The organism is Glutamicibacter sp. X7 (assembly GCF_054889245.1).
In genome coordinates, this window is record NZ_CM142678.1 from 2,918,268 (window position 1) to 2,944,357 (window position 26,090).

Annotated in this window: 18 protein-coding genes and 2 pseudogenes; 10 read left to right on the top strand and 10 right to left on the bottom strand. The window is 63.3% G+C overall.

The window, feature by feature from the left end; genetic code table 11:
* Positions 1–51 precede the first annotated feature (51 nt).
* From ACYU0X_RS13905 to ACYU0X_RS13915, 3 genes are read right to left on the bottom strand one after another with little or no spacing between them, the layout of a single operon-like run.
* Complete coding sequence (locus ACYU0X_RS13905; protein ID WP_461901276.1) at positions 52–1,809, bottom strand: FMN-binding glutamate synthase family protein; 1,758 nt, start codon at positions 1,807–1,809, stop codon at positions 52–54.
* Positions 1,810–1,849: 40 nt separating this feature from the next.
* Positions 1,850–3,592 carry an amino acid ABC transporter ATP-binding/permease protein gene (locus tag ACYU0X_RS13910; RefSeq protein WP_461901278.1) on the bottom strand — a complete coding sequence of 581 codons (1,743 nt, stop codon included), beginning with the start codon at positions 3,590–3,592 and terminating at the stop codon, positions 1,850–1,852.
* Positions 3,589–5,352, bottom strand: a complete 1,764-nt coding sequence (locus tag ACYU0X_RS13915) for an ATP-binding cassette domain-containing protein (RefSeq protein WP_461901280.1) — start codon at positions 5,350–5,352, stop codon at positions 3,589–3,591. Before ACYU0X_RS13915 ends, ACYU0X_RS13910 begins: the two co-directional genes overlap by 4 nt.
* Positions 5,353–5,425: 73 nt before the next feature.
* Between ACYU0X_RS13915 and ACYU0X_RS13920 the strand changes: the two are divergent.
* Both ACYU0X_RS13920 and ACYU0X_RS13925 read left to right on the top strand, forming a co-directional pair.
* Positions 5,426–6,382 (top strand): annotated as a pseudogene (locus tag ACYU0X_RS13920) (acyl-CoA thioesterase); the annotation flags it as partial.
* A 24-nt stretch (positions 6,383–6,406) separates the two neighbouring features.
* Positions 6,407–6,994 (top strand): annotated as a pseudogene (locus tag ACYU0X_RS13925) (phosphoribosylanthranilate isomerase); the annotation flags it as partial.
* Here ACYU0X_RS13925 and ACYU0X_RS13930 read toward each other — a convergent pair.
* Positions 6,991–7,539, bottom strand: a complete 549-nt coding sequence (locus tag ACYU0X_RS13930; protein WP_459274039.1) for an acyl-CoA thioesterase — start codon at positions 7,537–7,539, stop codon at positions 6,991–6,993. The pseudogene ACYU0X_RS13925 and the gene ACYU0X_RS13930 overlap by 4 nt on opposite strands.
* A gap of 143 nt (positions 7,540–7,682) precedes the next feature.
* On the opposite strand from ACYU0X_RS13930, the gene ACYU0X_RS13935 reads away from it, so the two are divergent.
* From ACYU0X_RS13935 to ACYU0X_RS13955, 5 genes are all read left to right on the top strand, one after another.
* Positions 7,683–9,053 (top strand): sensor histidine kinase, encoded by a 1,371-nt coding sequence (locus ACYU0X_RS13935; protein ID WP_461901282.1) that lies wholly within the window; start codon positions 7,683–7,685, stop codon positions 9,051–9,053.
* Positions 9,050–9,706, top strand: coding sequence for a response regulator (locus ACYU0X_RS13940; RefSeq protein WP_461901284.1), 657 nt, complete (start codon positions 9,050–9,052; stop codon positions 9,704–9,706). The genes ACYU0X_RS13935 and ACYU0X_RS13940 overlap by 4 nt, the downstream gene beginning before the upstream one ends.
* Before the next feature lie 87 nt (positions 9,707–9,793).
* Entirely contained in the window at positions 9,794–10,675 is an 882-nt protein-coding gene (locus tag ACYU0X_RS13945; RefSeq protein ID WP_461901285.1) for an ABC transporter ATP-binding protein, read from the top strand.
* Positions 10,672–11,838, top strand: coding sequence for an ABC transporter permease (locus ACYU0X_RS13950; RefSeq protein ID WP_461901286.1), 1,167 nt, complete (start codon positions 10,672–10,674; stop codon positions 11,836–11,838). The genes ACYU0X_RS13945 and ACYU0X_RS13950 overlap by 4 nt, the downstream gene beginning before the upstream one ends.
* Before the next feature lie 23 nt (positions 11,839–11,861).
* Positions 11,862–12,461, top strand: a complete 600-nt coding sequence (locus ACYU0X_RS13955; protein ID WP_461901287.1) for a hypothetical protein — start codon at positions 11,862–11,864, stop codon at positions 12,459–12,461.
* Positions 12,462–12,469: 8 nt separating this feature from the next.
* On the opposite strand, the gene ACYU0X_RS13960 is transcribed toward ACYU0X_RS13955, so the two are convergent.
* Both ACYU0X_RS13960 and ACYU0X_RS13965 read right to left on the bottom strand, forming a co-directional pair.
* Positions 12,470–12,721: a hypothetical protein gene (locus tag ACYU0X_RS13960; RefSeq protein ID WP_309409229.1), complete on the bottom strand. Its 252-nt coding sequence runs from the start codon at positions 12,719–12,721 to the stop codon at positions 12,470–12,472.
* A 323-nt stretch (positions 12,722–13,044) separates the two neighbouring features.
* Entirely contained in the window at positions 13,045–16,566 is a 3,522-nt protein-coding gene (locus tag ACYU0X_RS13965; protein WP_461901289.1) for a proline dehydrogenase family protein, read from the bottom strand.
* A 338-nt stretch (positions 16,567–16,904) separates the two neighbouring features.
* Between ACYU0X_RS13965 and ACYU0X_RS13970 the strand changes: the two genes are divergently transcribed.
* The 3 genes from ACYU0X_RS13970 to ACYU0X_RS13980 all read left to right on the top strand — a co-directional run bounded on the left by ACYU0X_RS13970 (position 16,905) and on the right by ACYU0X_RS13980 (position 20,946).
* A complete protein-coding gene (locus ACYU0X_RS13970) occupies positions 16,905–17,813 on the top strand; it encodes a LysR family transcriptional regulator (protein ID WP_461901291.1) in 909 nt (302 codons plus the stop codon).
* Positions 17,814–17,915: 102 nt separating this feature from the next.
* Positions 17,916–19,421 (top strand): sodium/proline symporter PutP, encoded by a 1,506-nt coding sequence (gene putP / locus ACYU0X_RS13975; protein WP_461901293.1) that lies wholly within the window; start codon positions 17,916–17,918, stop codon positions 19,419–19,421.
* Between the two features lie 106 nt (positions 19,422–19,527).
* Positions 19,528–20,946: an NAD-dependent epimerase/dehydratase family protein gene (locus tag ACYU0X_RS13980; protein ID WP_461901295.1), complete on the top strand. Its 1,419-nt coding sequence runs from the start codon at positions 19,528–19,530 to the stop codon at positions 20,944–20,946.
* Here ACYU0X_RS13980 and ACYU0X_RS13985 read toward each other — a convergent pair.
* Genes ACYU0X_RS13985 through ACYU0X_RS14000 form a run of 4 tightly spaced genes read right to left on the bottom strand, consistent with a single transcriptional unit; the run spans position 20,943 to position 26,083 of the window.
* Positions 20,943–21,896 (bottom strand): AsnC family transcriptional regulator, encoded by a 954-nt coding sequence (locus ACYU0X_RS13985; protein ID WP_461901297.1) that lies wholly within the window; start codon positions 21,894–21,896, stop codon positions 20,943–20,945. The two genes, ACYU0X_RS13980 and ACYU0X_RS13985, sit on opposite strands and share 4 nt — an antisense overlap.
* A gap of 28 nt (positions 21,897–21,924) precedes the next feature.
* The gene (locus ACYU0X_RS13990) at positions 21,925–23,445 is read right to left on the bottom strand and encodes a carboxyl transferase domain-containing protein (protein ID WP_461901299.1); all 1,521 of its coding nucleotides are present in this window, start codon (positions 23,443–23,445) and stop codon (positions 21,925–21,927) included.
* Positions 23,442–24,653 carry a CaiB/BaiF CoA transferase family protein gene (locus tag ACYU0X_RS13995; protein WP_461901301.1) on the bottom strand — a complete coding sequence of 404 codons (1,212 nt, stop codon included), beginning with the start codon at positions 24,651–24,653 and terminating at the stop codon, positions 23,442–23,444. The genes ACYU0X_RS13990 and ACYU0X_RS13995 overlap by 4 nt, the downstream gene beginning before the upstream one ends.
* Positions 24,650–26,083, bottom strand: a complete 1,434-nt coding sequence (locus tag ACYU0X_RS14000; RefSeq protein ID WP_461902813.1) for an amidase — start codon at positions 26,081–26,083, stop codon at positions 24,650–24,652. The genes ACYU0X_RS13995 and ACYU0X_RS14000 overlap by 4 nt, the downstream gene beginning before the upstream one ends.
* Positions 26,084–26,090: the final 7 nt, after the last annotated feature.

A 26,090-nucleotide genomic window follows, 5' to 3' on the forward strand; every position in this document is an offset into this window, starting at 1 on the left:
GAATCATTGAGATGGAGTGATGGCCGTCGCGATTCAGCTGGCCGGGTCGGCTCACTTCGCACCAGGTTTACTCTCCGGTCGAGTTGCATCGGAGGAGATAGGTACGACCTTCGTGGAGTCTTTCGGCTCGATGCGTGTGATTCTTGCACCTCGGTCTGGCTGCTCTGGCGGAACAATGGCCACGGACAGAGGCATGCCGTGTCGGACCGGCGGAAACTCTCCAAAGTGGTCTGGATCCGCCTCGTCCCAATCTTCCTGCCAATGAACTGGTGGATCGGTAAGCAGTTGACCCGGCGTAAGCCAGTGGAAAAGGCTCGCATACGAACGCGTGTTTTGCATGTTCACGCGCCTGCGCAACATACGGCTCGTCAACTGATGCGGGCTCGTCAGACCCATCGAAGCAATGATTTGCTGGGCCTCGGTGACCGTCAAGCGATGATAGTTATAGACCCGATGTCCCTTGTCGGTCACGTCCAACGCACGCATGCGACGCTTGGACTGGGTCGCCACACCCACGGGACAATGGTTCGTATGGCAGCGCTGGGCTTGAATACACCCCGTCGCCATCATCATCGAACGCGCAGCAAAGGTGAAATCCGCTCCCTGAATGAGTCGCTTGACGATGTCCGATCCGGTGGCGACTTTCCCGGCGGCGGCCAGGCGCACCTCGTCACGTAAGCCAGCTCCCACTAGCGCGTTGTGCACGATCATCAGACCTTCGGTAAGTGGCGTACCGATGTGATCTTCGTATTCGAGCGGTGCAGCTCCCGTGCCTCCCTCGGCACCGTCTACCGTGATGAAGTCTAAGAGGATCCCTGTTTCGATCATTGCCTTACAGATGGCCAGAACATCGGTACGTGAGCCAACGCAGAACTTCACCCCCACGGGCTTGCCGCCTGACAATTCTCGAAGTCGCGCAACGAATTCCAAAAGCTCTCGTGGGGTCGAGAACTCGCTATGGCTCGCGGGCGAGATACAGTCCTCGCCCATGGGCACGAGCCGCGTCTCTGCAATTTCAGCGGTAACTTTTGCACCTGGTAGCACGCCGCCGAGACCGGGTTTGGCGCCCTGCGACATCTTGATGGTGATGCCCTTGATCTGCTCCAGCGTAGCCTTCTTGGCGAATGTCTCGGGATCAAAGCGACCCTCTTCGGTCCGGCATCCGAAGTAGCCTGACCCAATTTCCCAGAAGAGGTCTGCATCGCTGGCGAGGTGATATTTGCTAAGGCCCCCTTCACCTGTTTCTTGCACGAAGTCGCCCATCCGAGCTCCGCGGTTCATTGCCAGTACCGCGTTAGCCGAAAGCGCCCCGAAACTCATGGAAGAAATGTTGAGTAGCGAAATATCGTAGGGCTCTGTGCATTGGCTCGATCCCACACGCACCTTGAACTGGCTGGAGACCGGCGCAACGGGCGCCGAAGAATGGAGTAAGTATTCGTGCCCTTCTTCGTTGACCAGACGCTCGGTACCGAAGGCCTTGTGGCTGTCGACACCCTTTGCTCGCGCATAAATAAGGGAGCGTGTGTCACGATCGAAGGGGCGACCGTCGGTGTTGCGTTCGATGAAGTACTGCTGAATTTCGGGTCGGATAAATTCTAGGAAGTACCGGGCGTGGCCCAGAATGGGGTAATTGCGCAGGATTGAATGGCGCTTCTGAACCATGTCGTAGATTCCTACACTGGCCAACCCCACGGTCAGCAGCAACAACACCCACCATGCGGCGCTTCCGTATTGCGAAGCAAGCACCGCGGTTAGTATCAGGCCAGTGGCGAGGGCTGTTAGAAATAGAACTACAACTAAACGCACCATGGTGCGAGCCTAACGCGAGCACCTCGGTGAATGTAAGAGCTCACAGGTTTCCAGCTTCACGCTGAATCATGGCTCGCAACATCGAGTCGGAACGCGCAATAAGAGTCGGTGGTGCCGCGGTTTCGACGACGCGTCCGTCGTGCATCACGAGCGCCGTGTCAGCGTATGGCAACACCGAAAGTCGATGGCTGATCATGATGGCCGCCATCCCGCTGTGTAGTCGGCGCTGCAGGGCTTGGAACACTAGGCTCTCGCTCTCCGCGTCGAGTGCGCTCGTAGCTTCGTCGAGGATCAGCACCTGCGGTTGGCGTAGTAGCGCCCGGGCGATCCCCAACCGTTGTCGTTGCCCGCCGGAGAGCCGGCTCCCACGCTCGCCCAACCGCGTATCGAGCCCGGACTTTTGCGCGGCGAGCCAGGAGGCCAGTCCCAGTTCCTGTAGCACCTCTCGAAGTTGCTCCTCTGCTATGTCATCCCTGCCCAGGAGCAAGTTCTCACGTACGCTACCGCGAATGAGCACGGGTGTCTGAGCCACGAGAAGAATTCGCTCACGTAGCTGGTCCAATGGCAGAGCTCGCAGGTCGACTCCCCCAAGCTGCATCTGTCCGTCGGATTCGATGCTGCGGACCAGAGCCGCGGCAACGGTCGACTTGCCACTACCGGATCCGCCGAGAACCGCAAGCAGGCCGCCGCCTGCTATGTGGAAATCGACATCCTGCACGACCGCGCCTTGTGCGTATCCAGCGCTGAGCTGTCGCACGACAAGGCTTGTACCCTCGACGGCAGGGGCCTCAGTACCCTCGCTGATCGTCACCGGCGCCGTGTCAACGTCGTAGAGGCGGCGCGCACTGGCCAGTGAATCTTGCAGGCTCAGCACGAATCCTTCGACGGCTCGCACCGCTTCAAACGAGGGAACGCACAACACCAGTACCAGCACCAGCTCCCCGGGCTGCACGCTGCCAGGTCCAACCGCCAAGACAACGATCGCGCTGAGCCACGGCACGATGGCCACCAGCGCCGATCTCACACCGCTCATCCAGGCGGCTTTGGACGCGATCAGGCTATCCGGTCCGCGTTGCATCACCCGGCGTAGCATCGCTCGCTCGGCCCCATAATCAGCAATCGTCTCGGCTCCGCGCAGCGTCTCCGCCAGCGCTTGGCTCTGCGCCGTGCGCGCACGTGCGGTATCAGCTACCGCCCGCTGCACGGTGCGTAGGCCTAGTCCGGGTACGACCAAGCCCAACATGATGTACCCGGCGGCAAGGGCCGCTGCGGGTGTAGAGCCGGCAATCGACCAAACGAATAGGCTCGAACCCACACTGACCACAAGGGCCGCAACGGCCGGCGGAAGCGTGTGAGCAAAGAACACCTCGACCCGGTCGATATCGCTGGTGGCTTTCGACAGCATCGCCCCCGAGCGCCGGTTACCGCCAAAGGGCGCCTGCCGCTCATAGGCCCGGTACATCACCGAACGCAGCCGAGAGAGCGCAAGGAAGGCAACCCGGTGACCCACGTACTGTTCGGCATAGCGCACAAGACCTTTGAGCAGGCCCAGGCCAACCAATAGCGCCGCGGACAGAACCAGAGTCGGTTGAGGAAGCCACGAGGCCACGGACAGGCCCAGGACCCGAAGTAACCCGAGGCCAGCTACGAGATACATCGCAAGCGACACGAATCGGGTGATGCACGCCAGCAGGCAGGCCAGCACCATCGCTGAGCGAAGCCCCGAAGCGACGCCGAGCAACCAACGAGTGACGCCCGGAGGCGAAGTGTGCAGTTCGCTCACTGTTCTCCTCCCTGGGTGCCGAGGGCGCGGTAGAGCTCGTTCGTCTTTCGCTGGTAGGCGTCCATTGCGGACTTCAAATACCCCGGTGTCGCCAGGAGTTCTTCGCGCCGGCCGGCTTGAACAACGTGCCCGTTCTCAAGCACCGCCACGTAGTCATAGTCTTGCAGAAGGCCCAGTCGGTGCGTCACGGTGACGGTGGTCAGCCCGGCGGTGACCCGTCGGATCGTGTCAAGAACCTCGGCCTCGGTGCGCACGTCGAGTGCGCTGGTCGGTTCGTCGAGGAGCAGCACCGACCGGCGAGCCAATAGTGCCCGGGCGAGTGCCATGCGCTGTGCCTGTCCTCCGGATAGCCGGGCACCGGCCTCCCCGAGCTTGGTATCTAGTTTCCGCGGTTGGTCCGCGAGCCAGGGACCCATTCCCACTGCGGAGAGGACCTCGATCATCTCCTCATCGCTCGCCTGTGGTCGGCCCAGCCCGAGGTTGTGCCGCACGCTGCTTCCAAAGAGCTCGGCGCCCTGGTCGAGTACCGCGGTGTTGGCCCGCAAGGTGGCCGGGCCCAGGGTGCGGTGTCCGTCGTGGATGGTGCCCGAGGATATTTCGAGCTGTCCCTGCAGTACCCGCAACAGCGTGGTTTTTCCACTACCGGAGGGGCCGATGATCGCCGTGCGCGACCCGGCGGGGAAGCTGAGCGTGATCCCGCTAAGCGCCGGTAGCGCGTCCTCGTCCTGGGCGTAGTGGGCGCTGATCTCTTGGAGTTGTAGTGCGTGATCTCCCAACGACGCCCGTGCGGGATGCAGCGAGGCACGGTGGATGGGCTCACGCAGAACTTGGGTAATTTTTTCCTCCGCGGCACGCCCGGTCATCCCCACGTAGAAGAAACTGCCAACGTAGTTCACCGGTGCCAAGGTCAAGAAGCTCAGCGCGATCAATGCCACGGCCGAGCCGGGGCTGATGGCCCCGGTGGAGGTGCGCCACCAGGCCAGCAACGCCGCGCTGGAGAGCAGCAGGACGGCAAAGCTGGAATCAATGACCAGAAGCACCAGCTGGTTCCGCGACAACAGCTTCATTACCTGTTGCCGCACCCGCTCTGAGGCTCTGGCGATCCGTTGCCCCATCCACTGCGAGGCGCCATTGAGTTTGAGCATATCCAGCGAGCGTAGGGCCTCGAGGAAGGTTGCGGCCAAGATCCCCTGGGACCGTCGGTATTCACCGGAGGAGGCTCGGAAGCGGCGCTGGAAACCGATCACGATCAACGGCACCAAGGGTGTCAGAATCAGCAGGAGCAGGGCGCTGAGCGGGTCGATAAACACGGCGATAAACCCGAGGACGAGTAGTGGCGTGGCTACCGCGGAGAGCGCCGGACCAATGAATTCGGTCCGGTAGCGTGCCGCGCGTTCCACGGAGTCCATGGCGATGGACACGAGTTCGCCTTCGCCTAAACGGCGCAGCCGCAGCGGGCCGATGGCCAGATAGTGTTGCAGGAGGTTTTCGCGTTGTTCGCGGGTGGAGATGTCCATATCGCGAGCGATCACTACCGGCGTGAGCACGGTACTGAGCACGATCACGAGGGTTTCGGCGGCCACCGGCCAGTACCAGTTGCCGGGCAGGCTGCCGCCGGACAGGAGCAGGTCGAGGCCTCGGCCAAGCATGATCGCTAATCCCGCGGTGGCCGAGGCGGCCGCAAGGCTCAGTACGATCACTAGCGTCGTCGCTACCGAGAACAAGCCGAAGAGTTTACCCACGGTATACATCGTAGTCATCAGGGTGCCTCTTGCCAGCCGGGTGTACGTCGCAAAGTTTGTTTGACCTCGCCCGCTGGCGGAGACTAGCACCATGAGCACTAGCACCCGACGCGATTCGATCACCCTGCGATTTCTTGCCGCCCCCACAGATGTAGGCGTTTCCGGCACGGTTGAGGCCGGCACCGTCTTGGAGTGGGTGGATAAGGCGGCCTATGCCGCAGCGGTGGGCTGGGCCGGGAGCTACTGCGTCACCGCCTACGTTGGCAACATCCATTTTGCCGACCCGGTGCACTCCGGGGACCTCGTGGAAGTCACCGCCTCGGTCGTATACACCGGCACCTCCTCGATGCACATCCGAACCGAGGTGACCTTCAGCGATCCGCGCGAGCGTCGCTCGGTCACCTCGACAACCTGTTTGGTGATTTTCGTGGCCGTCGACGAGCAGGGTAAACCCACGAAAGTGCCCTCCTTCGAGCCGCGCACGGCATGGCAGCTGGAAATGCGCGAACGTGCCATTGCGCGCATCGGCATCCGCGAGAAGATCGTGGCGGCGATGAAGGATCAGGAATATACCGATGCGGGAACCGCCGAGCGCGTGGTGTTGCGATTCCTCGCCGCACCGACGGATGTGAACTGGGGCGGCAAGGTGCACGGCGGCATCGTGATGAAGTGGATTGACGAGGCCGCCGCACTTTGCGCCGCACGCTATTGCCAGCGTGAGACGGTCGCGGTGTTCTCCGGTGGGGTGCGCTTCTACCGGCCCCTGTTTATCGGGGATCTGGTCGAGGTGGAGGCCCGCTTGGTCTATACCGGCACCAAGGGCATGCATGTGGCCGTGCACGTGCGCTCGGGTGACCCCAAGGGAACCGAAATGAACCTGACCACCTACTGTCTGACGGTGATGGTGGCACGCGATGAAACGGGCACCGCGGTACCGGTACCGCCATGGGTACCGGTAAGCGCCGAGGATCAGCGGCTCAGCGAGCACGCTCGTGAACTGCTGGCCATCCGCGCCGACGCCCCGGGTGGCTACCAGCCGAAGCACCTGCGTAGCCCGTTTGCCAAGATTTGCGGCCTGAGCACCGAGGCCGACGTGCAGGTGGCCGTCGAGCACGGTGCCCGAGCCGTGGGGTTTGTGCTCACCGAAAGCCCCCGCCAGGTGAGCGTCGAACGTGCCCGGCAGCTGGCCCAGGGCCTGCCGGAGCATGTCCCCGGGGTTGCAGTCTTTCGGCATGAGGAGGTTCGGCAAGCCATTGAGCAGACCAAGGCGGCGGGGCTGACGTGGATTCAGTTGCACGGCGAGCGCACCTCCACCGAAGTAGCGCAGGCACAGCGAGCCGGGTTGACGGTGGTGCGTGCGGTGCGGATCTCCGATGCCGCCCAGGTGTTTGAAGATCGTGGCGAGGATTGGCTTCTGGTCGACGCCTCGGTGCCCGGCAGTGGTGAGGCGTGGGACTACGCTGCGGCGCGCAAGTTGACCGCGGGGCGTTCGAATATTCTGCTGGCCGGCGGTTTGGATCCCGAGAATGTGGTGCAGGCTTTGGAGCTATCGGGTGCTGCGGGCGCCGATGTGTCCTCGGGGGTCGAACGCAGCCGTGGGGTAAAGGATCCGCAGAAGATCGTGGCCTTCCTCGACGCGGTTCATGCCTTAGAGGTCTAGCGTCCGAGCCAGGTGTGCGGGGCGGGTTTGCGAGCTCCAGGGAGGGCACTGGCTTCGCGCCATTGACTCACCCATTCGGGTACCACCCGATCCTCGGGGACCGTTAGGCCCACGGCCTGCATAATCTCCTCATTGGATACGGCGCCCTTGCGACCGCGCATCCGCGTGGCGATATAGCCCTGTGCGTAGATTTCCCCGTCGCAGACGATGCGCTGTTCAAAGTAGATGCACTTTTCATCCAGGCCAAGTACGCGGGTCTCTTGGGTGAATTTGGCGCCTAGTTTGACCGACTTGCGGCAGGTGATGGTCTCGGCCTGTACCACCGGAGTCCACTTGTTCTTGCGAATCACGTCCCAGACTCCGGAGCGGAACATCAGGTCGAAGCGCCCGAGATCAAAGATGGAAAAGTACATGCCATTGTTGATGTGACCGGCGAAGTCGATATCCGTCAGCGTGGCGCGCATGGGTAGCGAACCGGTGTCGAACATGGAGAGCTTCGAGGCTTTCTTGCTCCGCAGGTAGGTGAGCAGAATTCGGAAAATCATGTGCATGCCATCACATTACCGGCTAGTAACTTGTGCTGCCAAGCACGGCATCGCGCACCCACAACGATCGCGTAGCCACCTGTTACCTCCGAGCGGGTACAGTCGAAGACACCGAGCGTGCACCGCCGAGAAAGGACCTGCCCATGAGCCGCATCGTGGACCTCGTGCACCGGCATATGCCCTCGCTGCCGCCCAAGGACTGGGAACGACCGTCCCCTAACCGCGTCGGACTGCGCCGCGATATCGTCGCGGCCTTGGGGTTCTTGGTGCTGGCCCTGGCCCTGCAGGAGCTCGTGCTCTCTATGGTCGAGCGCGACGAGATGGCCGATCGGCCGGTAGCCTTTGCGCTCATCGTCGCCCTGATCGTGCCGCTGATGTTTCGCCGTCGCTGGCCGGTGAGCATGATGCTGATCGGTTCGGCGGTCTTCATGCTCGGTGGGAGTCAGCCCACCGCATCGGTGCTGATGCAGTTCTGCCCGCAGGTGGCCTATTTCCTAGGCCTCTATACGGCGGTGGCTTGGGCCCGGGACCGCCGGGCGTTGTGGACCGCCATGACCCTGGTACTGCTTGCCATGGCCGTATGGCTGATCGTCTCCTTCTTCACCAGCGACCTGCTTGAAAGCATGGACGTACCCATGGTGGAGAACTCGCTGGGTTCGGTGGAGCCGCGGGTAGCCTTTCCGCTCTATACCTTCGCCATTAATATTCTCTATTTTGGCGGGGCGATCTTCCTCGGGCTAACCAGCTGGTCCAACGCCTATGCCGGCGAGCTGGTGCGAAGCCAGGCACAGCGCATCGCCGAACAAGCCGACCAATTGGCCGCCCAAGCGGTCAGCGAAGAGCGTCTGCGAATTGCCCGCGAACTACACGATGTGATCGCCCACCATATCGCCTCGGTGGGCGTGCAAGCCTCAGCTGCCCGGATGGTCCAGGGAAGAGATCCCGATAAGGCCAGCGAGTTGATGCGTGGCATCGAGTCTTCGGCACGCAGCGCCGTTTCCGAAACCCGTGCCCTGCTCGGGGTGCTACGCTCCACGGAGCATGGTCAGGATGCCGATCCGGCGGACGGTGATCGGCACCCCGAGCCCTCGCTCCAACAGCTCGATCGCCTGATACAGCAGAATGCGGATCTGGGGTTGCGCGTTGAGCTGTCCACCGCAGAACACCGTGCGCAGTATTTCTCTGGGCTGCCTTCTGGACTGTCGCTGGCGCTTTACCGTATTTGTTCGGAGGCTCTGGCCAATGTGCGCCGGCATTCCACGGCACGTAGCGCGCGTCTATCCCTGCGCTCTGGCACCGATGAAGGTGGCACCTGGGTGGAGGTCGAAGTCACCGACGAAGGAACGGCACGTCCCGACAGCGCCGGTGGCGGCTATGGGTTACGCGGCATCCGCGAGCGTGCGGCATTGCACCACGGTCTGGTCGAGATTGGGCCACGCACTCCGCGCGGTTGGCGCACCCGAGCGCGACTTCGCGACGTTTCTGACAGCACACCAGATAAAGTTCAGACATGACCCCAATAACCGTGGTGATCTGCGACGACCAACCATTGATTCGTTCGTCGTTGCAATTGATTCTGGAAACCGACCCGCAAATTCGGGTGCTGGGGACCGCCGCCGATGGGGCCGAAGCGCTGGAGCTGGTCGAACGGCTCGATCCCTCCGTCGTACTCATGGACATCCAAATGCCCCGCCTCGATGGCATCGCGGCCACCGCCCGGCTGACCGCACAGAGCCCGCGCAAGATCATCGTGCTCACCACCTTCGATCGCGACGACTACCTCTTCGAGGCGCTCGACGCCGGGGCCAGCGGATTCCTGCTGAAAAATACGGACCCCGAAACACTGATCGCCGCCGTCCATCAGGTAGCCGCGGGGTACGGGTTGCTCTCTCCGGAAGTCACGCTGCCACTGATTCGTCGTCATGTCGCCGAGCAGAGTACCCGCCCACGCGCCGAACAGCAGCGGCTCCTCGAAGGCCTTTCCGAGCGAGAACTGCAAGTGCTGCAGGAGCTCGCCACGGGGAAGAATAATCAGGAAATCGCCGTTGCGCTTGGCCTGAGCGAACCGACGGTGAAGACGCACCTATCGAATCTGATGGCCAAGGCCGGACTTCGCGACCGGGTGCAGGCGGTGTTGTATGCCCACCGCGCCGGGCTCATCCAATAGTTTCATTCTTAAGAGCGAGCCCACCGAGGAAAAAGCTCCCTAAGCTGGTGCACAGAACATGCGACCGTCACCGGAAAGGACCTCGAGATGCTTGAACTTGAGAACATCACGCGTGCCTTCGGTGACCGCACGGTGCTCGACGAGGTCAGTTTTTCGGTGCCCGCTGGAACCCTCACCGGATTCGTCGGAGCCAACGGTGCGGGAAAAACCACGACCATGCGCATCATCATGGGCCTGTTGGCAGCACATGGTGGCTCGGTGCGCCTAGATGGGCGCAGCTTGCCGGTATCGACCCGGCCTGAGTTCGGCTACATGCCCGAAGAACGTGGGCTGTACCCAAAGCAACCGGTGTTGCGTCAGTTGATGTATCTGGGCCAACTCCATGGCCTTTCGCGCGCCGACTGCCGCAGGCGAGCCTTGGAGCTGCTGGACCGCTTTGGGCTGGCCGAACGTGCCACAGCGAAACTCGAATCGCTGTCATTAGGGAATCAGCAACGCGTGCAGGTGGTCGCCGCCTTGCTACACCGCCCTAAGGTATTGGTCCTCGACGAACCATTTAGCGGACTCGACCCCTTGGCGGTGGACGCCATGAGCTCGATCCTGCGCGACTACGCGGCGCAGGGCGTTCCGGTGCTCTTTTCTTCGCACCAGCTGGATCTGCTCGACGCGCTGGTCGACCACCTGGTGATTATCCAAGAGGGTCGCATCCTGGCCGACGCCCCGGCCGAGCAACTACGCGCCGAACAAGCACATCGCCACCGGCTACATTTGGGGTCCGATGCCGGGTGGCTGCGCGAAGAGCCCGGAGTCGAGGTTATCGACCTCTCCGGCCCCGAGGCACTGGTAAGTTTTGCCAACCCCCAAGAAGCTCAACGAGTACTCGGCTGCGCGGTGCGGCGCGGGGCCGTGCACGAATTCGCCGTGTACCGGCCGTCGCTGGCCGATATCTACCGAGAGGTTATCCAGTGAACCCACGCACCGGGTGGCGCCTCGTGGCGCTTCGCGAAATCGAAACCAAAGTACGAGATAAGGCCTTCGTTCTCACCACCTTGGGCACCCTCGCTCTGATTATCGGCTCGATCGTAGTCGCCGGGGTGCTATCGTCCCGGACCGCAAGCTATTCGGTGATCGCCACCGACGAAACCAGTTTCCAGGTGCTCACCGAAGCCCGCGATACCCAGCCGGAGGGGATTGACCTCTCCATTCTTCGCATGGCGCAGTCAGCCGCCGAGCAGCGACTCGAGCAGGAGCAGGTCACGGCGTTACTCGGCACTGATGACCAAGGGCGCTACACGCTCACGGGCAAGGACGCGGTACCCGGCGAGCTACGCGCACTCATTGGCGACTCGCTGAGCACCGTACTGACCGAGCAACTACTCCAGCAGCAGGGCGTTGCGGATGCCGAGTTGCCGCGCGCCTCGGACCTACGCGTTGCGCAACTGCATGGTGATGCCGACCGTAGCTCGATGGTGCGCGCCATGGCGCTTATTTTCTCCTTCCTGTTCTATATGGCCTCGCTGATGTTTGGTATGCCCATCGCCAACTCGGTGATCGAAGAGAAACAGAACCGTGTGGTGGAAATCCTCGCCAGCGCGATCCCGTTACGACAGCTATTGGCCGGGAAAATCCTTGGCAACGTGGTCCTGGCGTTGCTGCAACTATTGTTGTTCCTCGCGATCGGACTCGCGGCGGCCTACCTCTCCCCCATCGAGCTACCATTCCTTGGCGTGGTCTCGCAGGTAGCCGGCTGGTTCGTGGTGTTTTTCCTCGGTGGGTTCCTGTTGCTGGCCGGTGTCTGGGCCGCACTGGGATCCTTGGCCACACGCACCGAGGATCTTCAGCAGTCCTCCGGCCCGATCATTGCGGTGCTCATGGCGGTGCTGTTCCTTGGACTATACGCCTCGGGGCAGTTGTTGGTCATCGCCTCCTATATCCCCATTGCCTCGTCGGTGGCCATGCCAATTCGCTTGCTCTCCGGCGAAGTTCCGTGGTGGGAACCGGCCCTCTCCTTAGGGATCATGGCGCTAAGTTGCTGGGTCGTTTTACGTTTCGCCGAGCGCATCTACCGCCGCGCGGTGATGCATACCGAAGGCACCCTGTCGATTAAGAAGGCCCTGCAAATACAGCTCTAAGGAATGCTGGCTAAACTTCTATGGTGACCGAAAGCCGTAACCGCATTCACCTGCCCGCAGCGACCGTCATCGTCTGGCTCGCGACATTGGTTGGGTTAGCTGGCTCAACCATGCTCGCCATGGCCCACATCGTCTATGGCCCGAGCCCACTGATCATCGGTTCCCTCTGGACGGTGCGCTGTCTAACCTTGGCCGCCATGTGGCTCTTACCTGCCAGCCGCACCCAGAAAATCGCCGGTACGGGTCTGATCCTGCTGTCGTTGCTACTCGATATCGCGTTGAAGGCACCGGTGCTTGGCACCGTGGAATACGGTGACTGGTTTGTGGCCGCGGCCTTGGATCTGTCGGGGGCCTATGGCGGCTACTTCACCACCTGGGGCCTGTTGCTTCCACTGCTGAGCTTGACCGGATGGTTCATTGTGCGTGGACGATCGCTGGCCGGGTGGCTCACGGGCCTGGCCAGTGGACTGGGCATGGGGTTCGTTGTGCTGGCGCTGACCGCTTCGGCCGGAATGTCCTTGAGCACCTTCACGCTGATCACGATGGCTCGTTACATCCTGCCGGCGCTACTGGCCGGGTTGGCTGACGCGCTGGTACGTCGCCGAACCACCATGCAAGAGTAGCCGGCCGGTTACCGTCCGACCCGGTTCTCCGGTCCCAGGTTGGGTTCATTGGCGCTGTAGGCAACCTTTTTCCATCCGCAGGTCGGGCAGCTCCACAGCATCTCACGCATCGTCACACGCAGATCTTGACGCTGTTCGGCGTCGTGCTGAGCATGTTGATCCCAGCGCTGGTCTTGGTTCTCGTCGTCAATATAGCGTCGGGTTTCGGTTTCAACGATTGGCTGTCGGTAACAGCGCGGGCACTGGGTGGGCTTGTCCATGGTTCCTTCTTCATCGCGGCGGCGTTCACCGTGGCCACGCGAGTGACGGACTCATCGGTGCCCGGCGTACGCCGCTGGCCCAACAGATCGTCCAGTCGCCAGCCGTCGAATACGGTTCACGGAACGAAAATAGTGGTCGGTGTGGTCGATCCAGCACGACCTTCCCTTCTTCAAGGCCAGTGGAACCACCTAGTCGAAGTGTACGCCCGTTACCCACTAAAAGATGTAGGGCGTAGGCAGAAGACAAAAGCCGATCTCCGGCCGGTGCGTAACCGGCCGGAGATCGGCTTTCAGCAAGTGCGCGCGAGGCGCAGTAAGGGAACCTAGATCAGCTCATCGCTGAGGTGGTTCGGGGTACCGAAGCGGTGCGCGGTGATGGATACGGCCTGCTCGTGCAGGAACGGAAGCATTTCCACGCGGCCGGACCCGGTGACCGGCGAAGCGTAGACGGCCACATCTGGCTTGCCGTCGGTCGCCTCGGCCACCGCAGCGGCGGAACCACCGATGAGGCGGATCCGGGCGGCCGAGTCCGGGCCGGTCTTCGCGGCCAGGCCGGCGGCGCGGGCGGCGAATGCCTCGGCATCCTCGACCACCACGGTCACCGAATGCTCGCTCAACAGGTTACGTACCGTGCCCGGCAGCTCGGTGGAGCTGGAGAGCACGACCTGGGAACCTGCCTGCACACCGGCGGCGGTAACGCGCAGGGCCTCGGCGATACCGTGATCGCTGCTGGCCTGCTCGTAACGCACGGTGACGTCCATCGGGCGGTAGCGGAAGACGTTGCGTTCGGCCAACAGTCCGGAACGGTCCTTCGCGGTGTTGAACTCCTCGGCCCACCACTTGGCATCGCTGCCCAGAGCGGCACGCAGCCAGGCCTCGTCCTCGGCCGGCAGTGCGGCGACCTCGAGCAGGCGCTGGGCGAAGCCGGAGAGCGCGGCGGTTTCGGTCACCTCGGCGTCGCGCCAGCTACCCATACCGATCAGGTAGTTCGGGCCACCGGCCTTGGTGCCGGCGCCGATGGCCGACTTCTTCCAACCACCGAAAGGCTGACGCTGAACGATGGCCCCGGTGATTCCGCGGTTCACGTAGAGGTTACCGGCGTGGATGTGCTCTAGCCAGTAGCCGATCTCATCGGCGTCCAGCGAGTGCAGGCCACTGGTCAGGCCGAAGTCGACCTCGTTGACCATCTCGACGGCTTCTTCCAGGGTCTCGGCGGTCATCACACCGAGGATCGGTCCGAAGTACTCGGTCAGGTGGTACTCGCTACCGCGCTTGACGCCATAGCGCACGCCCGGGGAGTACAGCTTGCCCGAATCGTCCAGGGCGCGAGGCTTCAGTTCCCAACGCTCCCCCTCGCCGAGGGTGGTCAGCCCGCGCATCAGCTTCTCGCCCGGCTTGTCGATGACCGGACCCATCTGGGTTTCCGGGTTCCACGGGTAGCCGACCTTCAGCGACTTGACCGCGTCGATGAGCTGGCTGTTGAAACGGCGCGATTCGGCCACGGAACCAACGAGGATTACCAGCGAGGCGGCCGAGCACTTCTGTCCGGCGTGGCCGAAGGCAGATTGCACCACGTCTTTGGCGGCGAGATCCAGGTCGGCGTTCGGGGTCACGATCAGCGCGTTCTTGCCCGAGGTTTCCGCCAACAGCGGCAGATCCTTGCGGAAGGAGCGGAACAGTTCCGCGGTCTCGTAGCCGCCGGTGAGGATCAGGCGGTCCACACGCTCATCGGCCACCAGCTGCTTGCCCAGGTCGCGGTTGGCCACGAAGACCAGCTGCAGCACGTCCTTAGGTACGCCGGCGTCCCACAGTGCTTGCACCATCATGGCGCCGATACGGGCCGCCTGGCTGGCCGGCTTGATGATCACGGCGGATCCGGCGGCCAGCGCGGAGAGCGTGGAGCCGGCTGGGATGGCCATCGGGAAGTTCCACGGCGGGGTCACCAGGGTCAGCTTCGAGGGCACGAAGGTGGCACCGTCGACCTGCTCAAGTTCGCGGCCACGCTCGGCGTAGTAGTGCGCGAAGTCGATGGCCTCGGAAACTTCCGGGTCACCCTGGTCGATGGTCTTGCCGCACTCGGATCCCATGACCTCGAGCATCAGCGAACGACGCTGCTCGAAGATGCGTCCGGCGTTGTGCAGGATTTCGGCGCGGCGGTGCGCACCGAGCTCCTGCCAGTCTGCCGAAGCATCCACACCCATGGCGATGGCTTCATCCAGTTCGGCGGCGTTGTCCAAGGTGTTGGCCTTGACCAGGTCGGCACCGAGGGTGGAGTTTTCCATCTTGGCGAGGATTTCGCGGCCCCAGGCACGGTTAGCGGCCAAATCCGGATCAGTGTCCGGGGTGTTGAAGAAGGCACCTTCGCCGGCGGCCAAGGCGTCGACCTTAGCCTCGATGATCTCGTCACGGGCGTTGCGGTTCTGCACGCGGTTGGAGCTTGGCACCCGGGTGGTCAGCGCGGCCAGCGAGGAGCGGAAGCGGTTCTTCTCGCGCTCGAACAGGGCCTCGTTCTTTTCCAGTTCGAACACGGCCGACATGAAGTTCTCCTGGCTGGCGCCTTCCTCGAGGCGGCGAATCAGGTAGGCGATAGCCACATCGAACTCGTTCGGGTGCACAACAGGGGTGTAGAGCAGGAGGTCACCGACGTCGCGGCGTACGGCTTCGGCCTGGCCGGTAGCCATACCGAGCAGCATTTCGAATTCGATGCCGTGCTGTACCCCGCGGGCCTTGGCCAGCAGCCAAGCCAGCGCAATGTCGAACAGGTTGTGCCCGGCGACGCCGATGCGCACGTTTTCCACGTGGCCCGGGCGCAGCGAGTACTCCAGCACGGCCTTGTAGCTGGTGTCGGAATCCTGTTTGGTGCTCCAGGTGGCCAGCGGCCAACCGTGGACGTCGGCTTCCATGGTTTCCATGGGCAGGTTGGCGCCCTTGACCACGCGCACCTTGATCGGGGCTCCTCCATCGGCCACGCGGGCGGCGGAGAATTCCTGCAGCTGCATCATTGCGCCCAGCGCATCGGGCAGGTAGGCCTGCAGGACGATGCCGGCCGATAGCTGCTTGAATTCGGGCAGCGAAAGGATCTTGGTGAACACGGCGATGGTGAGTTCAAGGTCCTTGAACTCTTCCATGTCCAGGTTGATGAACTTCTTCTTCGGGTGGTTGTTGGCCAGCTCGTAGAGCGGGCGCAACTTCTCCACGATGTGCTCCACGGCTTCGTTGAATGCCCAGTGGTTATGCGGGGCCACGGTGGAAGAAACCTTGATGGAGACGTAATCCACGTCGTCACGCGCGAGCAGCTTCTTGGTGCCCTCCAGACGGCGGGAAGCTTCGCCCTGGCCCAGAATGGCTTCGCCGAGCAGGTTCACATTCAGGTTCACGCCTTCGCGCTTGATCTTGGCGATGGACTTGCCAAGCTTTGCGTCCGAGGCGTCAATGATCAAGTGCCCGACCATTTCGCGCAGCACCTTGCGGGCGATCGGCACGACCACGCCGGGCATGATCGGCGCCATGGCGCCTCCCAAGGCCACGGCCTTACGCATGTACCACGGCAGGAAGCCCGGTACCTTCGGAGCCAGAGCCTTCAGGTTGGCCGCGGCCACCTGCAGGTCCTCCGGGCGAATGACCCCGTCGACGAAGCCGACGGTGAAGTCCAGTCCATTCGGGTCCTTCAGCACGCCAGCCAACCGGGCGCCCGAGGCGTCGGCGGGGATCTTGGCGGCTTCGGTGAGCCAATGGCGAACCAGTGCGATGGCCTCATCGGCCAACTCGGCGGGAGCGGTCAATGGGTTGCCCTCGGCGTCGAGGGCCGGGGGAACGCTCTGGTTCTCAGCGGAGGTCGCGGACAATTATGCGCCTACCTTTCTTTGCGTATTCGGGATCTGTGGCACCGGGGGCGTCTTGCGTGACTGGCGGGTTTCGATTGCCGTGCATGTGCCGTGCTGATGACCGGTATCCATCGTGGGCATCCCGGTTTTTCCTTGGCCATCAACTGCAAAGAAGCTGTGTGCTGATAAGAGTATGAACCCCATGCTAGGTTTAGGAAAAGTGAACAAACCTGAACGATTTCGTTCGGGATTGCTAAAGTGTTTGACCTAGGCGTGTTGCCCCGCGAATCTGCGCCAAATTCGCGCCATCGAAGCGCTAAATTTTGCCAGTCCGACTAGTAAAAAGAGGTATAGATCACATGCTGGAGTTAAGACGCCTGCGCCTTCTGCAGGAGCTGAGTGTCCGCGGAACTATTTCCGAGGTGGCCGACGTGCTGAGCTATTCCCCTTCCTCGGTCTCGCAACAGCTAAGCCTGCTCGAGGCCGAAGCCGGCGTTCCACTTCTGCGTCGCGCCGGACGCACCCTGCAGTTAACCCCGCAGGCGCAGGTTCTCGTGGCGCACACCGAACAGCTGCTGGATTCCATGGAACGCGCCGAGTCGGATCTGGCCGCCACCCTCTCTTCGGTGGCCGGTACGGTACGCCTCGCGGCCTTCCAGACCGCCATGCTGGCGATCATGCCCCCGGTGCTGACCCAACTGGCGATCGACCACCCCAATCTGCGGGTAGAAATGACGCACCACGAGCCAGCTAAGGCAATGCGCGAAACCAGTGCGCGAAATTTCGATCTGGTGATCGCCGAGCAGTACCCGGCCCATGCCGCACCGCATTTCGAGAATCTGGATCGACGCACGCTGACTCACGACCCCTTGCGTCTGGCCCTGCCACCGCAGGCCTCGGCTGCCAAGATCACTTCGCTGGCCCAGGCCTCTGGCATGCACTGGGTTATGGAGCCGCGCGGCACCTCTAGCCGACACTTCGCCGAGGAGGCTTGCCGCACCGCGGGCTTCGAACCGGAGGTGCGGTATGAGACGGCCGATCTGCAGGCACATGTGCAGCTGGTCGAGTCCGGACTGGCCGCCGCTTTTCTGCCCGACCTACTGACCGCGCACCGGCCCGAAGCAGTGGGTCGGCGCCCGGCGCGGCTCGTGGATTTGCCCGGCGCGCCGGTGCGTACGATCTTCACCGCCATGCGCCATTCCTCGGAGCGCTCCCCCGCCATCCAGGCGGTACGCGAAGAGATCCACAATCAGGTCACGAAATGGTAACGAAGTATCTCCCTCGGCGAGACATTCGCTGTGATTGGTGCCATAGTAGGTTCTCGCACACTTTTGCGGCGTGCCTCACGCTATCCGCCAACAGAGGGAATCATGTCCGACTCCACATTCCAGATGATTGCGATTGTCATCTATATGGCCGCAATGCTCGGCATCGGCTACATCGCATATAAGCGCACCAACGACATTGACGACTACATGCTCGCCGGCCGTGGGCTCAGGCCTTCGGTAGCAGCGCTGTCCGCTGGCGCCTCCGATATGTCCGGTTGGCTGCTCATGGGTCTACCCGGCGCGGTCTACCTTGGCGGCATGCACGCCGCCTGGATTGCTATCGGCCTGATCATCGGTGCCTGGCTGAACTGGAAGTTCGTCGCCCCACGGCTGCGTTCCTACACCGCTATCGCTCAGGAAGCCATTACGATCCCGAGCTACTTCGAAAAGCGCCTGAAGGATCGCTCGCACCTGTTGCGCATCACCTCCTCGTTGGTCATCTTGGCCTTCTTCACCTTCTACGTCTCCTCCGGTATGGTCGCGGCGGGCAAATTCTTCGAGTCCACCTTTGCCTGGCCCTACCTCTCGGGAATGTTCTTCGTCGCGGGCATCACCTTGCTCTACACGCTCTTCGGTGGCTTCCTCGGTGCCTCGCTCACCGATATGGTCCAGGGCATTTTGATGTTTGCCGCCCTGATCGCGGTGCCGGTCGTGGCCTTCTTCCGCAGCGGCGACATTGGTTCGCTTGCCGATCGCATCACCGGTGCCAACCCGATCGCCTTCGATCTGTTCTCCTCCTTCCATGACACCAACGCCCTCCTTGCCGTGGTGGCGATCTTCTCCACCGCGGCCTGGGGCTTTGGCTACTTCGGTCAGCCGCACATCCTGGTGCGTTTCATGGCATTGCGCACCCCGGGTGAAGCAAAAACCGCACGCCGTATCGGTATCGGTTGGATGCTCCTGACCACCCTGGGTGCCGTGGTCACCGCTCTGGTCGGTATCGCGATCTTCTCCGATGACCCGCTCGACAAGAGCAGCAGTGAGACCGTCTTCCTGTTGCTCTCGCAGACTTTCTTCCACCCGTTCGTGGCCGGTTTGGTGCTGGCCGCGGTGCTCGCCGCGATCATGTCGACCATGTCTTCGCAGCTAGTGGTCTGCTCCTCGGCTCTGGTCGAGGACCTCTACAACATCGCCGGCCGCAAGGCGAGCCAGAAGACCCTGGTGCTCATGGGCCGCGCCTGCGTGCTGATCATCGCGGTCATCGCCGCACTGCTGGCGTTAGATTCAAGCTCCTCGATTCTGAAACTTGTTTCCTTCGCCTGGGCCGGATTCGGCGCCGCCTTCGGACCGATCGTGCTGCTGAGCCTCTACTGGCGCAAGCTCACCGCCGTGGGCGCCTTCGCCGGTATGATCACCGGTGCCGTGGTGGTCTTCGTCTGGGGCAATATTGCCGCTCTGTCCGGGGCGATGTACGAAATCGTTCCGGGCTTCGCACTGAACCTGTTGGTCACCTGGCTGGTTTCCAAGGCCACCTGGCGTGAAAACGCAACCATCGACGAGGAGTTCTCGGCTATGGAACGCGAAGTCAATGGCACCGTGCGCGTCTAGTACGTAACGCACACTGCAACGATTCGGCCTCGGGGAGCAATCCCCGAGGCCGTTTCTGTTCCTGCACAGTAGGCTAGGCAGTGGACCTACGATGAGGGATGGTGACATGCGATACCAGCTACCCGAGGCGCTGAATTCCTTCACGCGCACCGCTACACAATTTGTCGCGCTCGAGCCCGATGCGGTCTTTGCCGTGGTCGGGGACCTGGCACGCACCGGTGAATGGATGAAGAGCTTCAATGGCTTCGTGGTCCATGACGCCGGGCATCTGGCCGGCAACAAGGTCGATCTGCTTCCTCCGGGGCGCCTTTTCGGTCCGCTCCATACGTCCACCGCCCCGTCCGGCTCCATTACCCGGCGCAATGAACGCGAACGCCTGGTGGAATTTACCCAGCCGCAGCCCGGCGGACGGATGATTTTGCGCTGGCAGGTAGCCGAGGAAACCGGTGGCGCACGGCTGTCCTTCACCGTGGCGCTGTCCGGTCCGGGCACCAGCGTCTTCAAACTCACCGTGGCCAACGCCCTGTGCCGCGACTTCTCCGTGGCGGCCGCCCGGCTCTACCGCATGGTGCCCTCGGCGGCGCGTACCTCCACCGACGGCGAGCAGGTGGTCATTGCCGGGGGCCGTGGCTTCCTCGGGCGCAACCTTGCGGCGGATTTGATCTGCCGCGGGCACCAGGTTCGAGTACTCACCCGAAGCCTCGAAGAGAATTTTCCGGCCGAGCAGCTTCCCTGGGATGGAGCGCACCTCGGTCCGTGGGCCCATGCGCTACATGGCGGAGTGCACCTGGTTAATCTCGCCGGCGCCCGCGTGGATGTGGCCAATACGGCGGAGAATCTCGAACTTCTGCGCAACTCGCGCGTGCGCGCGACACGCGTCTTGGCTGAGGCTGCCGCGGCCGCGGAGCAGCCGTTGCGCACCTGGGTGCAGGCCAGCACCACCGCGATCTTCGGCAACGGGAAACAAAACCGCTACACCGAGCGGTCGACCCCACCGCGCACGGCGGCCGAAGGCGCCCTCGACGAGATGACCGAAGTGGCCCGCGACTGGGAAGCGGCCTTCAGCGATGCACGGATCAACGCGGAATCAAAGCACATTGTGCGCACCTCGCTGGTGATGCACCCCGATGCCCCGCTATTGACCCCGCTGCAAGCCCTGGTGCATACCGGAATGGGCGGCGCCCTGGGCACCGGCGAGCAGTGGATGAGCTGGATCAGCCTGCCCGACTGGTTGCGTCTGATCCGCACCCTGCTCGGGCTTCAATCCACCCGGATCGAGGCCGAACTGATCCACGCCGCAGCCCCGGAGCCGGTGCGCAACGAACAGCTGATGCGGGTGCTACGCGAAGCCGCCGGACTACCGGGATTGCCGGTCCCGGCCGCGCTAGCCACGCTCGGGGCCAAGGTCTTGGGCACTAACCCACGGATCGCTCTCACCGGGCGTTATGTCACCAGTGAGGTACTGTCCCCGGCCGATTTCGCCGATACGACCTTGGAGCAGGCGCTGGGCTTAGGCGCGAACTAGACCAGCTTCCGGCCACCGCGCTTGCGGGCTTGGACCACCATCGAGGTCTTCACCTGGGCGAGTTGCTCTCCCCAGGTAGCGTGCGAGATGAAGCGATACAGGTCGGCCTGCGACCGCACGGTGACATCCACGATGAGCTGGCAGTCGCCGGCCACGGCCGCGGCGTAGCGCACCTCGGGGAGCACGGCCAGACGCTGACCGAGATCCTCTAAGTGGCGCGGCGAGGTCTGCACCCAGAGCAGGGCCTCGACCGGACGGCCCAGCAACGCCGGCTCCACGAGTGCGCGAATGCTCAATTGTCTGCTGCGCAACAGCCAATCCAGGCGCCTCGAGACGGTGGATTCACCGAGTTTGACCTGCCGAGCGATGGACTCGATGCTGGCCCGCCCGTCCTGCGCCAAGGTGGAAATAATGAGGTTGTCGGTGGCCGAGAGTTCTTCGAAGTCCGGTAGGTTGCGGGGCTCGCCGGTAACCTCTGGCGCCAGCGCACGGCGCTGCGTTTCGGTCAGGTCCCCGGCCGTCCACGCGCGGATGGTTTTGAAGAACTTCAGTACCGGGTAGGCCACGTACTGCCTGACCCCTGGTGTGGCAGGCAGTTGCAAGGTCAGTGTTTCGGTCACGTCCCCGTCGTAATGCAGTTCGGCCACCACGTCGTTCTGCCCGGTGAGCATGTAGCTGTAGCTCGTGTCGTTACGCTGGGCTAACGATTCGCACGCCAGCTGGGCGGTGCCCGGGGCGCATTTGAAGGCCACGATCATCGCCGAAGAGTGTTGCCGCATGGCCGCGACGACCACCTTGCGTTCGGCCAGCAGGCTTGCCCCGTAGCGGGCCACGGTGCGTTCAGGTTCCCCGAGTACGGTGGCAATCTTGCGCCAGGTGGCCCGGCCATCGACCTGTAGCGCGGCAATAATATTGCGTTGCAGGTCGTTCAGTTCCGGCTCCCGGGGCATGCGTTTCACCTTTCACCACCACTGCGTGCTATCGCACCGAAGCATACTTCAGTGCACGCGCCGGGGCCCGCATTGCCGCAGGAGTTGCTGCGGCATCGGCCAACGCTCCGGCCAGCGCGGCCCCGATGCGCTGCGCGAAGTGGCGTGGGTAGCGGGTGGCCGGTTCCGGCTCGGCAATAATGCGTTCGACGATGCCGGCCCGGCGCAGGGCGAAGGCATCGACTTTTTGTGCGTGTGCCAGTTCGGCGGCATGCTCGGTGTCGCGGTAGAGGATCGCGCTGGCCCCTTCCGGCGGCAACGGGCAGAGCCACGCGTGTTCGGCCGCGAGGGTGATGTCGGCCGGGAGCACCGCCAAGGCGCCGCCACCGGTTCCCTGCCCGAGGAGCAGGGACACGCTGGGTGCCTCGAGTCCGATCAGTGCGCTGATCGAACGGGCGATCTGCCCGGCCAGGCCTTCTTCCTCGGCCTGTTTGGATAGTGCCGCACCCTCGGTGTCGATCACGGTCAACAGCGGTAACCCCAGACCACTGGCCAGCTCGGCCCCGCGGCGGGCCTCACGCAGGAAGGCGGCACCCAAGGGTGCGGCGGTGCTCGGGTCGCGATCCTGCGCCACCAGCACACAGGGTTGCCCATCGAATCGGGCGAGCCCCAAATACATCCGGTCGTCGTGCTTTCCCTGCCCGGTGCCCGAGAGTTGCAGGGCGTCGCTGGCTGCGTATTTGATGACATGGCGCACGCCCGGTCGTCGCGGGTGGCGGGTGTGTCCGACGCTGCGCCACACGGCGTCCTGATCCAGCTCCCGGTCCACGGATTCGTCAATCAGCAGATCCGCCGGGTCCTGCCCGCTGCGGGCCGTGGCCGGGGCGAGAATGCGCAGGATTCCGCGCACGATCTCGGCCAGCTGCTCGACCGGAAGCACCGCGTCGATCAGCCCCTGTGCGTAGAGATTCTCGGCCTGCTGCACACCGCTTGGGAATGGCTCATGGTAGATGGTTTCGTATACGCGCGGGCCGAGGAAGCCCAGCAACGCCCCGGGCTGGGCCACGGAGATATGCCCCAGGGTGCCCCAAGAGGCCATTGCCCCGCCGGTAGTCGGATCCCGCAGATACACGAGGTAGGGCAACGAAGCCTGCTTATGGGCGCGCACGGCCGCGCAGATACGCACCATGGCGACAAAGGCCGGGGTGCCCTCCTGCATCCGGGTGCCGCCCGAGGCCGGGGAAGCCAGCACCGGCAGACCCAGCGAGGTTGCCTTGTGCAATGCCGCGACGATCCGATCTGCGGCGGCGTTGCCGATCGAACCGGCTAAGAAGTCAAAGACGCTGAGCACCACGGCAACCTGCTGCCCGGCGATACGCCCGGTGCCGGTGATTACCGATTCGTCGTGCCCGCTCTTGGCAGCAGCCGCGGCCAGCTGGCTGGCGTACTGACTATCCGCGTAAGAATAATCCGCGGGAGCATCCCAGCTTTCAAAGGACCCAGGGTCGAGCACCGCGTCGATCATGTCCCGGGCGCTAATCCGCCGAATGCGCTGGCTGGTTGCGTTCATGACCGCTCCCCCGGCCGGTTGCCCACCGCCGCGGTGCCAGCGAGCCACTGTTGGATCTGGGCGGCATGTTCGTTCAGGCCGGGAGGTGGCGTGTGCTCACGACGAGTTTGCTCTTCGCCGTCGCGGAAGAAACGCAGTGGTGGACCCGGCAACTGCACCTGTCCGAGAACCGGGTGGGCCACATCCAGCAGCAATCCCTGGCTGCGGACCTGATCCCAGGCGTAGACCTCATCGAGGCTACGCACGATTCCGGCGGGAATGCCCGCGGCGCCCAGCCGTTCGAGCAGCGTCGCGGTGTCGAGGGTCATGAAGACCGCTTCCACCGCCTGAATCAGCTCGGCACGCCGTGCTACACGGTCGGCGTTGGTTTCGAACCCGGCGGTAGGGATCTGGAATTCGGTGGCAAAGGCCGCCCACAGTTTTTCGCTACCCACCGAGATCTGCACGAACCCATCGGCGCTGCGGAATAGTCCGTAGGGTGCGATCGAGGGGTGATGATTTCCCTGCGCTGCCGGGACTTCACCGGCCACCGTGGCCCGCGTACCTTGGAAGGCGTGGACACCGACAACGGCGGCCAGCAGCGAGGTGCGGACCACTTGCCCGCGCCCGGTGCGTTCGCGCTCGAGTAGCGCGGCGAGCACCCCGAAGGCACCATACATGCCGGCCAGCAGGTCGGCGATGGGTACGCCCACGCGTTGCGGGTCCTCGGGTGAGGAACCGGTCAGCGACATCAAACCGGCCTCACCTTGCAAGATCTGGTCGTAGCCACTTCGCCAGGCCTCGGGCCCGTCGTGGCCGAAGCCGCTGATGGAGAGCACCACGAGGCTCGAGTTCAGCTCGGTGAGGCGTTCTTCGGTGAATCCGAGCCGGTCCAATACCCCGGGACGGAAATTCTCCAAAAGTACGTCGGCGCGGCGCACCAGCTCGGCCAATTGCTCGCTGCCCTCGGGTGACTTCAGGTCGAGGGTGATCGAACGCTTATTGCGGTTGCAGGACATGAAGTACGTGGAGATGCGCTCATCCTCGGGCCCGACGAAGGGCGGACCCCAACCTCGAGTGTCATCGCCGGTGGCCGATTCGACCTTGATGACATCGGCGCCGAGGTCGCCGAGCATCATCCCGGCGTGCGGTCCGGCGAGCGCCCGGGTCAGGTCGATGACGGTGTACCCGCTCAGTGGCCCGCTGTTGTTGGTCTTCTCCGGGTTCATTGGGCGGCCTCCGTATCGAGCTGGGCTAGCGCCGGGGCGCGATCGGCAAAGTGGGTGGCTTCTTCATAACCGGCGGCGGCATTGAGAAGTTCGACATCGCGGTAGTGGTTTGCGGCCAACTGCCAGCCCACCGGCAAGCCGGAGGCCGTGAAACCACCGGGCATGGCGATCACCGGCAGACTCGTGGCCGAGAGCAGGCAGGCCGAGCGCATCCAATCCAGGTATGTTTCCGAAGGGACCGAGGCGATCTGTTCGGGGTATCGCCAGCTGGCGTCGAAGGGCAGCACCTGGGCGGCCGGCGAGAGGAAGAAATCGAAGCGTTCGAAGTAGCTGCCTACCGCCTCGCCCAACCGGGTGCGAGCCGCGGCTGCGCTGATCATGGCATCTGCATCCAATGCCAGCCCCTTGTTGACGTTCCAAATCACCTCGGGCTTGACCAGCTCCGGATGCTCGCGCACCAAGCTGCCCAGCCCGGTGGCGAAGTCGAAGGCTCGGGTGACCGAGAAGACCTCGTCGGCATCGCTGAAATCGATGGTGGCTTCCTCAAGGATGGCCCCGGCCTGTTCGAATACGGCCAGTTGGCCGCGCAGCACCTCGATGACTTCCGGCTCCACCGGGACGTTGAGACCGAAGTCGAAGCTGTACCCGATCCGCGCGCCCTTGAGTTCGGGGTGAAGGGCGGCAAAGTCTTGGCCGCTGAGGGTGTTGCCCGTGTGGATCTTGTCGTTACCGGCGCTAGCTTGCATGAACAGTGCCACGTCGGCGACCGTGCGGGCCATCGGGCCGGAGCGGGCGAGCCAGGCATGTGCGTTATTCGGTGCGCTCAGCGGGATGACGCCGTAGGAGGGCCGGAAGCCGAAGACGTTGCAGAAGCTGCCCGGGATACGCAGCGAACCGCCCATATCCGATCCATCGCCCAGTGGTTGGATCCGTGCGGCGATGGCTGCCGCCACGCCTCCGGAGGAGCCGCCGGCGGACTTGTCGGTGGCGTAGGGGTTGGTGGTCGTGCCGAAGACCTCGTTGAAGGTGTGTGAGCCGGCGCCGAACTCCGGGACGTTGGTTTTACCCGTGCGGATGGCCCCGGCGGCCTTGAGCCGTGCGATTTGCAGGTCATCGCGTTCCGGTACGTTCTCGGCGAGGGCGGGCGAGCCCTGGGTGCTGCGCAGCCCGGCGGTGTTAAAGGTGTCCTTATGGGTCATGGGCAACCCATGGAGCAGGCCAAGTTCTGCGCCGCGGGCTTGGGCCTCATCGGCGGCGGCGGCCGCCTCGGCGGCACGCTCGAAGTCCGTGATGACCACAGCGTTGATCGGCTCGTTGACCTTCTGAATCTGGTCGATATGACTGGCCAATGCTTCTCGGGCCGAGAGCTGGCCGGAGCGGATCAGCGAGGTTATTTCCACTGCGCTTAGCGCCTGAAGCTGGGACACGATGCCTCCT